This window comes from Mycobacterium sp. ACS4054, from assembly GCF_001667275.1.
GTDB lineage: Bacteria > Actinomycetota > Actinomycetes > Mycobacteriales > Mycobacteriaceae > Mycobacterium.
In genome coordinates this window covers 1-14,288 of the sequence record NZ_LZHV01000045.1, presented here as the reverse complement: position 1 = coordinate 14,288, position 14,288 = coordinate 1, and the positions used below count along the sequence as shown (strand labels likewise).

The following is a 14,288-nucleotide window of genomic DNA, read 5'->3' as shown; positions in this document are numbered from 1 at the left end:
TCTTCGTCGAGCAGACGGTGGCCCGGCTGGCCCGGGTGGCCGGCGTGGCCACCGACGACGACGTGGTCGACGAGGGCATCGGCCCGGTGGTCGCGACCCCGATCATGCGCTGGCTGCAAAGCGTCGACGGCCCGGTCGAGCAGTTCAACCAGACCATGGTCGTGCAGGCCCCGGCCGGGGTGAGCGAGGCCGACGTCGTTGTTGTCCTGCAGGCTTTGCTGGATCGGCACGCGATGCTCCGGTTGCGCATCGACGACGACGGCGCGGGGGACTGGGCGCTGCGTGTGCCGGAGGTCGGCGTGGTCGACGCCGGCGGGTGCGTGCACACCGTCGAGACCCTGTCGCACGCGGCGCTGGAAGCGGCGCGCTCGCAGCTGAACCCGGCCAGCGGTGCGATGCTGCGCGCGGTCTGGGTGCCCTCGACGGGTCAGCTCGCATTGATCATTCACCACCTGGCCGTCGACGGGGTTTCCTGGCGAATCCTGTTGGAAGACTTGAACATTGCCTGGGCCCAGCATCACAGCGGGCAGCAGGTGGCGTTGCCGGTGGGCGGCATGTCGTTCGCCCGGTGGTCGTCGCTGCTGGCGGAGCACGCGCGCCGGCCGGAGGTCGTCGACCAGGCCGAGGCGTGGCGCCAGATCGCGTCGACCCCGGCGCCCTTGCCGGCGGCGCGCGGCGACATCGACACCTTCGTCAGCGCGGGACAGCTGTCCGTATCGCTGGACGCCGACACCACCCGGTTGTTGCTGGGCGAGGTGCCCGCGGCGTTCCACGCCGGGGTCCAGGACATCCTGCTGATCGCGTTCGGGCTGGCGTGGGCGCAGTTCGTGGGCACCGGCGCGCCGATCGGCATCGACGTCGAGGGCCACGGCCGGCACGAGGAACTGGGCCCGCACGTGGACCTGTCCCGCACGGTCGGCTGGTTCACCACCAAGTACCCGATCGCGCTGAAGGTCGGCGGGCTGTCCTGGGGACAGGTCATCGCCGGTGAGGCCGAGCTCGGCGCGCTGATCAAGGACGCCAAGGAACAGCTGCGCGCGCTGCCGGACACGCTGACCTACGGTCTGCTGCGCTACCTCAATCCCGACGTGGACATGGACGCGTCGGACCCGGTGATCGGGTTCAACTACCTCGGACGGCTGGGCGGCGCGGGCGACCTGTCCAGCGACTTGTGGCGGCTCGACCAGGACAGCCTGGCGTCGGCCGGCGCGGCGACGGCGGTGCCCATGCCGCTGCCGCACACCGTCGAGCTCAACGCGGCCACCCTCGACACCGCGGCCGGTCCGCTGCTGCAGGCCAACTGGACGTGGGCGCGCTCGGCACTGGACGAGGTGCAGGTCGGGCGGCTCAGCGAGCTGTGGTTCGACGCCCTGAGCGGCATCTGCAGCCATGTCCGCAGCGGCGGCGGCGGCCTGACGCCCTCGGACCTGGCGCCGGCCCGGTTGACCCAGGCCGACATCGACGAGCTGTGCCAGCGCTACCCGATCGCCGACGTGTTGCCGTTGACCCCGCTGCAGCAGGGCCTTTTGTTCCACACCGGCAGCGCGCAGGGCAGCGACGACCTCTACGCCGTCCAGCTCGACATCAGCATCAGCGGTGCGCTCGACCCGCACCGGTTGCGCGACGCCGTGCACACCATGCTCAAGCGGCACCCGAACGTGGTGGCGCACTTCCTCGAGGAATTCGGCGAGCCCGTGCAGGTCCTGTCCGCCGAGCCGGCGCTGGCGTGGCACTACGTCGAACTCGACGCCGAAGACCTCGAACCCGAGGAGCAGATCCAGCAGCTGTGCGCCGACGAACGCGCCGCGGTGTGCGACCTGGCGGAGCGCCCGCCGTTCCGGGCCACGTTGATCCGCACCGCCGACAACCGGCACCGGTTCGTGCTGACCAACCACCACATCGTGCTCGACGGCTGGTCGAAGCCGCTGCTGCTGCAGGAGATCTTCGCCGCCTACTACGGCGTGCAGCTGCCCGCCCCGGCGCCGTACCGCAAGTTCGTCGACTGGCTGGCCGCGCAGGACCGCGGCGCCGCCCAGGCGGCCTGGAAGCGGGTGCTCGCCGGGTTCGACACCCCGACCCTGGTCGGCCCGCCCGGCCGGATGAGCCTCGGGCCGCGGACCGTTTCCTCCTTCCAGGTGTCGGCCGAGACCTCCCGGGCGCTGGGCGAACTGGCCCGGTCGTGCCACACCACCGTCAGCACCGTGCTGCAGGCCGCCTGGGCGCAGCTGCTGATGTGGCTGACCGGCCAGCACGACGTGACCTTCGGGACGGCGGTCTCGGGCCGCCCGACCGACTTGGCGGGCGCGGACCAGATGGTGGGCCTGCTGATCAACACGGTGCCGGTGCGGGCGACGATCGGCGCGGAAACCACGATCGCCGACCTGCTAAATCAGCTGCAGAGCGCCTACAACGACACGCTCGAGCACCAGCATTTGGCGCTCAACGAGATCCATCGTGTAACGGGACACGACCAATTATTCGACACCATGTTCGTGTATGAGAACTATCCGATCGACACCGCCGCGCTGTCGGCTGTCGATGAACTGGCGATCGATGGCTTCACCAACCGCGAATACAACCATTACCCGCTCTCTGTCCAGGCCGTTCCAGGTCACGAAATAGCTCTTCGCGTCGAATTCGATACAGAAGTCTTCGAGACGGGCAGAATCGAGAGGTTGATCGAGCGGTTCCGGCGGGTGCTGGAAGCCATGACCGCAGATGTGGAGGAGCAGTCATGACCGTCGGTGCAGGGCGGCGATTGTTGTCGATCGACTTGTTGGATGGCGGCGAGCACGACCGCCTCGACGAGTGGGGCAACCGGGCGGTCTTGACCGCACCGGCCGCGGGGGCGGTGTCGATTACGGCGTTGTTCGGCAAGCAGGTCGCGCGTGTTCCCGAGGCTCCGGCGCTGACCTTCGAGGGTCGCTCGTTGAGCTACGCCGAACTCGACGAGGCCGCGAACCGGCTGGCACACCTGCTGGCCGATCACGGCGCGGGCCCGGGCGCGTGCGTGGCGCTGCTGCTGTCGCGGTCGGCCGAGGCGATCGTGTCCATCCTGGCGGTCCTCAAGACCGGGGCGGCCTATCTGCCGATCGACCCGGCGGTCCCGGCCGCGCGGATGGAGTTCATGCTCGGCGACGCGGCGCCGGTCGCGGCGGTCACCAAGGACGAGTGGAGCTCGCGGCTGGACGGATTCGACTTGCTGGTCGTCGACGTCGACGACCCGGCGGTGCAGGAACAGCCGAGCTCGGGGCTCCCGGGACCGGCGCCCGAGGACATCGCCTACACGATCTACACCTCGGGCACCACCGGAACCCCGAAGGGCGTGGCCGTCACCCACCAGAACGTCACCCAGTTGCTCAAGGCCCTGCCCGCCGACCTGCCCAAGGCCGGCGTCTGGTCGCAGTGGCACTCGCTGGTCTTCGACGTGTCGGTGTGGGAGATCTGGGGTCCGCTGTTGCACGGCGGGCGGCTGGTCGTGGTGCCCGAGTCGGTGGCCGGCTCGCCCGACGACCTGCACGCGCTGCTGGTCGCGGAGAAGGTCACCGTGTTGTGCCAGACCCCGTCGGCGGTGGGCATGCTGTCGCCGGACGGCTTGGACTCCACCGCGCTGATCGTGGCGGGCGAGGCATGCCCGTCCGAGGTGGTCGACCGGTGGGCGCCGCGCCGGGTGATGATCAACGCCTACGGCCCCACCGAGGGCACGGTGTACGCGTCGATGAGCGCGCCGCTGAAGCCGGAGTCGGGGGCGCCGCCGATCGGCTCGCCCGTGCCGGGGGCGGCGCTGTTCGTGCTCGACAAGTGGCTGCGCCCCGCGCCGGAGGGCGTCGTCGGTGAGCTCTACATCGCCGGTCGCGGTGTCGCGACGGGCTACGTGCGCCGGCCGGGGCTGACGGCCTCGCGGTTCGTCGCCTGCCCGTTCGGCGCGCCGGGCGCGCGGATGTACCGCACCGGCGACCTGGTGCGCTGGGGCGCCGACGGCGAGCTGCAATACCTCGGCCGCGCCGACGAACAGGTCAAAATCCGCGGCTACCGCATCGAGCTCGGCGAAATCCAGACGGCCCTCGCGGGGCTGGACGGCGTGGAGCAAGCGGCCGTCATCGCGCGCGAGGACCGGCCCGGCGACAAGCGCCTGGTCGGTTACATCACCGGGACCGCGGACCCGGCCGAGATCCGCACCCAGCTCGGCGAGCGGCTGCCCTCGTACATGGTGCCCGCGGCCGTCGTGGTGCTGGACGCGCTGCCGCTGACCGTCAACGGCAAGCTGGACAAGCGCGCGCTGCCCGCGCCCGAGTACCACAAGACGAGCGGTGAATACCGCCCGCCCACCACGGCCGTCGAAGAGACGCTGGCCGCCATCTACGCCCAGGTCCTCGGCCTGGAGCGGGTCGGCGTCGACGACTCCTTCTTCGACCTGGGCGGCGACAGCATCCTGTCCATGCAGGTGGTCGCCCGCGCCCGCGCGGCCGGCGTGGTGTGCCGCCCGCGCGACGTGTTCGTCGAGCAGACGGTGGCCCGGTTGGCCCGGGTGGCCGGCGTGGCCTCCGATGACGACGTGGTCGACGAGGGCCTCGGACCGGTGGCCGCGACGCCGATCATGCGTTGGCTTCAGCAGGTCGACGGCCCGACCGACCAGTTCAACCAGACCATGGTGGTGCAGGCCCCCGCGGGCGTCACGGGCGACGACGTGCTGGTGGTGCTGCAGTCGCTGCTGGACCGCCACGCCACGCTGCGGCTGCGCGTCGACGATGACGGCGCCGGCGGCTGGAAGATGCACGTCCCCGAGGTCGGCGCGGTCGAGGCCGCCACCTGCGTGCACACCGTCGACGCGCTGTCCGACGCGGCGCTCGTGGCGGCGCGCTCGCAGCTGAACCCCGCCGCGGGGACCATGCTCCGCGCCGTCTGGGCGGAATCCACCGCCCAGCTGGCGTTGATCATCCACCACCTGGCCGTCGACGGCGTGTCGTGGCGAATCCTGTTGGAAGACCTGAACATCGCGTGGGCCCAACACCACGGCGGGCAGCCGGTGGCGCTGCCGACCGGCGGGACATCGTTCGCTCGGTGGACGGCGATGCTCGAGGAGCACGCCCAGCGCCCCGAGGTGGTCGCCCAGGCCGACGCCTGGCGGCAGGTCGCGTCGACCCCGGCGTTGTTGCCGGCGGTGCGCCCCGACGTCGACACCTACGAGACGGCCAAGCAGCTGTCGGTGTCGCTGGACGTGGAGACCACCCGGTCGCTGCTGGGCGAGGTGCCCGCGGCGTTCCACGCCGGCGTGCAGGACATCCTGTTGATCGCGTTCGGGCTGGCGTGGGCGCGGTTCGTCGGCACCGGTGCCCCGATCGGCATCGACGTCGAGGGCCACGGCCGCCACGAGGAGCTGGGCCCGCACGTGGACCTGTCCCGCACCGTGGGCTGGTTCACCACCAAGTACCCGGTCGCGCTTACCGTCGGTGAGCTGGACTGGGAGCAGGTGATGGCCGGAGACCGAGCGCTGGGGGCGCTGGTCAAGAAAGCCAAGGAGCAACTGCGTGCCCTGCCCGACCCGCTGACCTACGGGCTGCTGCGCTACGTCAACACCGACGTCGACCTGGACGGGTCGGACCCGGTCATCGGCTTCAACTACCTGGGACGACTGGGCGCGGCCGCGGATCTGCCCGGCGAGATGTGGCGGATCAGCCAGGACAGCCTGTCGTTCACCGGCGCGGCCAGCGCCGCGCTGCCGATGCCGTTGATGCACACCGTCGACCTCAACGCCGGGACCATGGACACCGAGGCCGGCCCGCACCTGCAGGCCAACTGGACGTGGGCGCCCTCGGCGCTGGACCACGAGCAGGTCAGCCGGCTGAGCCAGTTGTGGTTCGAGGCGCTGGCCGGCATCTGCGCACACGTGCGCAGCGGCGGCGGCGGGCTCACCCCGTCGGATATCGCGCCCGCGCGGCTCACCCAGCAGCAGCTCGAGGACCTGTGCCAGCAGTACGCGGTCGCCGACGTGTTGCCGTTGACCCCGCTGCAGCAGGGGCTGCTCTTCCACGCCAGCTTCGCGCACGACCTCGGCGACGACGTGTACGCGGTGCAGCTCGGCATCACCGTGACCGGCGCCCTCGACGCGCACCGGTTGCGCGAGGCCGTCCACACCGTCGTCAACCGGCACCCGAACCTGGCGGCCCGGTTCTGCCCGCAGTTCGGCGAGCCGGTGCAGGTCATCCCGGCCGACCCGGTGATGGCGTGGCGCTACATCCAGCTGGGCGCGGACGATCTGGATCCCGACGAGAAGATCGAACAGCTCTGCGCGGCCGAGCGCGCGGCGGTCAGCGACCTCGCCAACCGGCCGGCCTTCCGCGCCGCGTTGATCCGCACCGCCGACAACCGGCACCGGTTCGTGCTGACCAACCACCACATCGTGATGGACGGCTGGTCGCTGCCGATCATGCTGCGCGAGATCCTGACCAGCTACTACGGCGAGCGGTTGCCCGCACCGGCGACGTACCGGAGCTACCTGACCTGGCTCGCGGCCCAGGACCGCACGGCCGCCCGCGCCGCGTGGGCCGAGGTGCTGGCCGGCTTCGAGGAGCCCACCCTGGTCGGTCCGCCGGCGCGGTTGGGCCTCGGGCGGCGGGGCGTCGAGTCCTACCGGCTGCCCGCGGAAACCACCCGGGCGCTGGGCGAGCTCGCCCGCACCTGCCACACCACGATCAACACCGTGTTGCAGGGTGCCTGGGCGCAGCTGCTGATGTGGCTGACCGGCCAGCACGACGTGGCCTTCGGCACCGCGGTCTCCGGCCGCCCGGCCGATCTGGTCGGCGCCGAATCGATGGTGGGCCTGCTGATCAACACGGTCCCGGTGCGCGCCAACATCACCGCGGCAACCACCGTGGTCGAACTGCTGCAGCAGCTGCAGAGCGCACACAACAACACGATCGAGCACGAGCACCTGGCGCTGAACGAGATTCACCGCGTCACGGGGCACGACCAGCTGTTCGACTCGTTGTTCCTGTACGAGAACTACCCGATCGACACCAGCGTGCCGTTGGGCTTCCACGAGCTGGCGATCACCGACGTCACCAACCGCGAGTACAACCACTACCCGCTCTCGGTGATGGCGCTTCCGGGCCGTGAACTGGGTCTGCGCGTCGAGTTCGACACCAGCGTGTTCGACACGGCCGGCATCGAGTCGCTGATCGAGCGGTTCCAGCGGGTGCTGGCGGCGATGACCGCCGACTCCAGCAAGCGGCTGTCCGCCATGGACGTCCTGGACGTCGACGAGCGCGGCCGACTCGACGCGTGGGGCAACCGGTCGGTGCTGACCGCGCCGGTGGGGGCGACGGCGTCGATTACGGCCCTGTTCGCCAAGCAGGTGGCCCGCACGCCGCATGCGGTGGCGTTGACGTTCGAGGGTCGCTCGATGACGTATCGGGAACTCGACGAGGCCGCGAACCGGCTGGCGCACCTGCTCGCCGAGCATGGCGCCCGCCCGGGTGAAAGCGTGGCGCTGCTGTTCTCCCGTTCGGCCGACGCGATCGTGTCCATCCTGGCGGTGCTCAAGACCGGGGCGGCCTACCTGCCGATCGACCCGGCGGTTCCCGCCGCGCGGATAGAGTTCGTCCTCGGCGACGCGGCGCCGGTCGCCGCGGTCACGACCGCCGAGTTGCGGTCGCGGCTGGACGGCTCCGACGTGGTGGTAGTCGATGTCAACGACGCGTCGGTGGCGGAGCAGCCCGCAACCGCGTTGCCCGGACCCTCGTCCGACGATGTCGCCTACCTGATCTACACGTCGGGCACCACGGGTGTACCGAAGGGCGTGGCGGTCACGCACCACAACGCCACCCAGCTGCTGGAGAAGCTGCACGCCGACATCCCGGACCCGGGCGTGTGGGCGCAGTGGCACTCGTTGGTGTTCGACGTCTCGGTGCACGAGATCTTCGGCGCGCTGCTGCACGGCGGCCGGCTGGTCGTGGTGCCCGAATCGGTGGCCGGTTCGCCGAAGGACTTGCACGCGTTACTGGTCGAGGAGAACGTGACCGTGCTCAGCCAGACCCCGTCGGCGGTGGGGATGCTCTCACCCGAGGGGCTGGAGTCGACGGCCCTGGTGGTGGCCGGTGAGGCCTGCCCGCCCGAGGTGGTGGATCGGTGGGCGCCCGGCCGGGTGATGATCAACGCCTACGGCCCGACCGAGGGCACGGTGTACGCGGCGATGAGCGCCCCCCTGGGCGCGGACAGCGGAGCGCCGATCGGCGCCCCGGTGCCCGGGGCGGCCCTGTTCGTTCTGGACAAGTGGCTGCGGCCGGCGCCGGAAGGCGTTGTCGGAGAGCTGTACATCGCCGGTCGCGGCGTGGCGATGGGCTACGCGCGCCGGGCCGGTCTGACGGCCTCGCGGTTCGTCGCCTGCCCGTTCGGGGCGCCGGGTGCGCGGATGTACCGCACCGGGGACCTGGTCCGCTGGGGCGCCGACGGGCAGCTGCAATACCTGGGTCGCGTCGACGAGCAGGTCAAGATCCGCGGCTACCGCATCGAGCTCGGCGAGATCCAGGCGGCGCTGGCCGGCCTCGACGGGGTCGAGCAGGCGGCGGTGATCGCCCGGGAGGACCGGCCCGGTGACAAGCGGCTGGTGGGCTACATCACCGGGACCGCGGACCCGGCCACGATCCGTGCCCAGCTGGGCGAGCGGCTGCCGGCCTACATGGTGCCGGTCGCGGTGGTCGTGCTGGACGCGCTGCCGTTGACCGTCAACGGCAAGCTCGACAAGCGCGCCCTGCCCGCCCCCGAGTACCAGAAGACCGGGGGCGTGTACCGTCCGCCGGCCACGCCGGTGGAGGAGACGCTGGCCGACATCTACGCCGGAGTCCTCGGCTTGCAGCGGGTCTCGGTCGAAGACTCCTTCTTCGACCTGGGCGGCGATTCGCTGTCCGCGATGCGGGTGATCGCGGAGATCAACACGGCCCTGGACACCAACCTCTCGGTGCGCACCCTGTTCGAGGCGCCGTCGGTGCGACGCCTCGGCCAGCAGGCCGAACGCGACACCGGCAGCGACGACGAAGCCGAGGGCGGCGCAGCCACTTTCGCGTCCGTCCACGGCCGCGACGCCACCCAGGTGTACGCGAGCGACCTGAAGCTGGACAAGTTCATCGACGCCGAGACGTTGAACGCCGCGCCGGCACTGCCGGGTCCGAGCTCGGAAGTGCGCACCGTCCTGCTGACCGGGGCGACGGGCTTCTTGGGTCGGTACTTGGCGTTGCAGTGGCTCGAGCAGCTGGAGCTGGTGGACGGCAAGCTGATCTGCTTGGTCCGGGCCGGCTCCGACGAAGAGGCGCGCCAGCGGCTGGAGAAGACCTTCGACAGCGGCGACCCGCGGTTGTTGCGGTACTTCCGGGAGCTGGCCGCCGACCACCTGGAGGTCATCGCCGGTGACAAGGGCCAGGCCGACCTGGGCCTGGACGAGCAGACGTGGCAGCGGCTGGCCGACACGGTCGACCTGATCGTCGACTCGGCGGCTCTGGTCAACGGCGTGCTGCCGTACAGCGAACTGTTCGGGCCGAACGTCGCGGGTACCGCCGAGCTGATCCGGGTGGCGCTGACCACCAAGATGAAGCCGTTCGCCTACGTGTCGACCTCCGATGTCGGCCGCCAGATCGACCCGGCGTCGTTCACCGAGGACGCCGACATCCGGGTCATCAGCCCGATCCGAAAGATCGACGGCAGTTACGCCAACGGCTACGGCAACAGCAAGTGGGCCGGCGAGGTGTTGCTGCGCGAGGCCAACGACCTGTGCGGCCTGCCGGTCTCGGTGTTCCGGTCCGACATGATCCTGTCCGACACCAGCTACGCCGGGCAGTTCAACCTGTCGGACATGTTCACCCGCATGGTGTTGAGCCTGGTGGCGACCGGCATCGCGCCGCGTTCGTTCTACCAGCTGGACGCCGACGGTAACCGGCAGCGCGCGCACTTCGACGCGCTCCCGGTGGAGTTCGTCGCCGAGGCGGTCACCACGCTCGGCAGCCAGGTGGTCGAGGGGTTCGAGACCTATCACGTGATGAACCCGCACGACGACGGCATCGGCATCGACGAGTATGTCGATTGGCTGATCGAGGCCGGTTACCCGATCGAGCGGATCGACGATTTCAGCGAATGGTTGCAGCGGTTCGAGGCCGCGCTGCGCGACCTGCCGGAGCGGCAGCGCAAGCACTCGGTCCTGCAGATGTTGCAGGTGCCCGGCTACAACCAGTTGCAGGCGCCCGAGCCGGCCAACGGGTCCTTCGCCCCGACCGACCGATTCCGCGCCGCCGTGCAGGAAGCCAAGGTCGGTGTCGAGAGCGACATCCCGCACATCACGCCGGCGGTGATCGTCAAATACGTCACCGACCTGCAGTTGCTCGGCCTGCTATAACCTTCACACTCGGTTCGGGACGGTCCGCATGGGCCGTCCCGAACCGCATGCCCGGTTTCGGGGCCTGAAACATCCTTCTCGTATGTTTTAACTCCTGTTACAGGAGTCGTGTTAAGCGGCGAGGACTTTTTCGAAACCCCTAGCGCACATACCTGCGCTCGATTAACCTTTCGGATTGTTGCACTTATGTTGACTAAGTTGGTGGAGAAACTGTGTGCGTCGGACCGTTCGATGAGGACATCCGGGGCTACCTCTTAGTCGGCGACGGGCGGCACCTGGGGCGAGGATCCGCACGCGGACCGCGATGCGTGCGTGCGCCCCATCACGCGGAACCGAACGGGCATTGCGGAGGGTTCGGTCGAGCGGCAGCAGTCAACCGGGGGTTTGAACGGTGAACCTCACGGTTGGGAAGTTGGATGCAGCTTGGTGAGCAAGCACTTCCGCTTACTCGCGGCCAACTAGACATCTGGCTGGCGCAGGAGACGGGCCACTCCGGCACGGAGTGGCAGATCGGCCTCTTCGTCAGGATCGACGGCCGGGTCCAACGTGACGCCCTGAAGTGGGCGATCCGCCAAGCGATCCAGGAAGCCGAACCGACCAGGGTCTCGTTCGTCGAGACCGACGGGCAGGTCTTGCAACGGGCCATCGACTACCCCGACGTCGAACTGGCCTTCCACGACCTGAGCGGGTCCCGGGACGCCGTCGGGGAAGCCCGGCGGATGGCGCTTTCGATTCAACGGACGCCCATGCCGTTCGACGGCCCGCTGTTCAGGTTCGCGCTCTTTCAGACCCGTGCCGACGAATTCCACCTGTTCGCCTGCTGCCACCACATCATCATCGACGGGACCGGCGTCGCGCTCGTCGGTCACCGCATCGCCTCCATCTACTCGGCCATCGTCTCCGCCGCCCCCATCCCGCCTGCGGTGTTCGGCTCGCTGCGGGACCTGGTCGACTGCGAATCGAAATACGAAGCCTCGGCCGACTACCGCAGCGACGAGGCCTACTGGACCCGCAACCTTCCGGCGAACGACCCGGGGCCGCAGCGGGCGCCGCGCGAGCGCGACCCCTGGCCGTCCGCACCGGTGGCCTTGAGCCCCGGCGTCCTTCGCCGGGTCAACAAGCTGTCCCAGGTGTGGGGCGTTTCGCAGACATCGCTGATCACCGCGGCGTGCGGGCTGCTGGTGCGCGGCTTTCGCGGTGACGGCTCCGAGGTCGTCCTCGACTTCCCGGTCAACCGGCGGGTGCGCCCCGAATCGAAAACGCTGCCGGGAATGGTCGCCGGCGTGGTGCCGCTCGTCCTGCGAGTCTCACCGGAGCTCACCGTCGCCGAGTTCTGCCGACAGGTCGACGCACGGATCCGGGAAGCCGTTGAACACCAACGCTTTCCGGTGCAAGCGTTGGAGCGCAAGATGCGCGGCCCGGCCGGGCCGCCCGAACGGGTGAGCGTCAACTTCATCCCGTCCGCGTTCACCCTGCCCTTCGGCGGTGTCACCGCCTCGGCGTCGTACACCAACTCCGGCCAGGCGACCGGCTTCGGGTTGATCTTCTCCACCGACGGTGACCAGCTGTTCCTCAGCACGGCCGGCGCGTGGGAGCCATTCTCCAGCTTCGACGCCGCCGACCTGGCGCGACGGTTGGAGCGGGTGCTGGTGGCGTTGACCGCGGACACGACGCGGCGGTTGCTGTCCATCGACGTGCTCGACGAGCCGGAGCGGGTGTGTCTGGCCGGCTGGGGTAACTGGGCGGTCATGGATCGCCGCGACCTCCCGGAACGGTCGATTCCGCAGCTGTTCGGCGTGCAGGTGGAGCGGGCTCCGGGGGAGGTGGCGATTTCATGCGAGGGTCGCTCGTGGTCCTACCGAGAGGTCGATGAGGCGTCGAATCGGTTGGCGCGGTTGCTGATCGGGTGCGGTGTGGGTCGCGGCGACCGCGTCGGATTGCTCGCCGAGCGCTCCGGGGAGGCGGTGATCGCGCTGCTGGGGGTGTTGAAGGCGGGGGCGGCCTACCTGCCGATTGATGTCGGGTTGCCCGTCGGGCGGGTGGAGTTCATGCTCGGTGACGCTTCGCCGGTGGCGGTGATCGTCGGTCCGGGGTTGCGGCCGCGGCTGGGTGGATTCGACGGCGTGGTGGTGACCCTTGACGACCCGGCGATCCCGGTGCAGTCGTGTGCGGGGCTGGTGGGCCCGGACGCCGACGACGTGGCGCACGTGATCTACACGTCGGGAACCACGGGGGTGCCCAAGGGCGTGGCGGTCACGCACCGCAACGTGGCGCAACTGTTCGAGGCGCTGGCCGGCGGCGGCTTGCTGGGGCCGGGGCAGGTGTGGAGTCAATGCCACTCGCTGGCTTTCGACTTCTCGGTGTGGGAGATCTGGGGCGCGTTGTTGCACGGGGGCCGGTTGGTGGTGGCACCCGATGGGGTCGCGCGGTGCGGCGATGACTTGCAGGCGTTGGTGATTCGCGAGCGGGTGAGCGTGCTCACCCAGACGCCGTCCGCGGTCGGGGTGCTGTCGCCGCAGGGCGTCGGCGCGGCCCTGGTGGTGGGGGCCGAGCCGTGTCCGGCGCAGGTGGTGGATCGGTGGGCGCCCGGCCGGCTGATGGTCAACGTGTACGGGCCGACCGAGACCACGATGTGGGTGTCGAAGAGCGCGCCGTTGGTGGCCGGTTCGGGATCGCCGGCGATCGGGTCGCCGGTGGCCGGGGCGGCGTTGTTCGTGCTGGATGGGTGGCTGCGGCCGGTGCCGGCCGGCGTGGTCGGCGAGTTGTACGTTGCGGGGGCCGGGGTCGGCGTCGGGTATCTCGGCCGCTCGGGGCTGACCGCGTCGCGGTTCGTGGCGTGTCCGCTCGGCGGGACGGGCGCGCGGATGTATCGCACCGGGGATCTGGTGTGGTGGGGTCCCGACGGCCAGTTGCGGTATGCGGGGCGGATCGACGAGCAGGTCAAGATTCGTGGCTACCGGATCGAGTTGGGTGAAATCCAAAGCGCGATAACGGGTTTGGCGGGCGTCGAGCAGGCGGCGGTGGTCGCCCGGGAGGACCCCGCCGGGGACAAGCGGCTGGTCGCCTACGTCACCGGCAGCGCCGACGCCGGTGTGGTGCGCACCCAACTCGCCGAGCGGTTGCCGGCCTACATGATCCCGGCCGCGATCGTCCCGCTGGCCGCGCTGCCGCTGACCCTCAACCGCAAGCTCGACACGCAGGCTCTGCCCGCGCCCGACTACCCCGGTCAGGGATACCGTGCCCCGACGACCCTCACCGAAGAGGTCCTCGCCGGCGTGTACGCGCAGGTTCTCGGCCTCGGCCGGGTCGGCGTCGATGACTCCTTCTTCGATTTGGGCGGGGATTCCCTGTCGGCGATGCGTCTGGTCGCCGCGGTGAATGCCAGCCTGGATACCACCCTTTCGGTGCGTGCGCTGTTCGAGGCGCCGACGATCCGCCAACTGGCGCCCCGCCTCGACGAGGGCGAGGGACGGCTGGCGCGGGTGGTGGCCGGCCCGCGACCCGCGGTGGTGCCGTTGTCGTTCGCCCAGAGCCGGTTGTGGTTCCTCGACCAGCTGCACGGGGCTTCGCCGGTGCACAACATGGCGGTCGCCCTGCGCCTGAGCGGACGGCTGGACGCCGAGGTGCTGGGTGCGGCGCTGGCCGACGTGGTGGCCCGGCATGAAAGCCTGCGCACGATCTTCGTCGCGCCCGAGGGGAACGCCCGGCAAGTGGTTGTCCCCGTCGGGCGGGGTGATTTCGGTTGGCAGATCGTCGATGCGGTTGGGTGGCCGGACGACCGGTTGGCGGAGGCGGTTGAGTCGGCGGCGTGTTATTCGTTTGATTTGGCGGTGGAGATTCCGTTGCGGGCGACGGTTTTTCGGGTGGCGGCTGATGAGCATGTGTTGGTGGCGGTGGCTCATCATAT

3 protein-coding genes are annotated in these 14,288 nt (G+C 70.0%); all 3 read left to right on the top strand.

The window, feature by feature from the left end; translation table 11 throughout:
* Positions 1-2,738 (top strand): condensation domain-containing protein (locus A5730_RS12190; protein WP_231994678.1); only part of this gene is annotated, 2,738 nt, incomplete at its 5' end.
* Entirely contained in the window at positions 2,735-10,381 is a 7,647-nt protein-coding gene (locus tag A5730_RS12185; RefSeq protein ID WP_067900285.1) for a non-ribosomal peptide synthetase, read from the top strand. The genes A5730_RS12190 and A5730_RS12185, both read left to right, overlap by 4 nt.
* A 416-nt stretch (positions 10,382-10,797) precedes the next feature.
* Positions 10,798-14,288 (top strand): non-ribosomal peptide synthetase (locus A5730_RS12180; protein WP_067900283.1); only part of this gene is annotated, 3,491 nt, incomplete at its 3' end.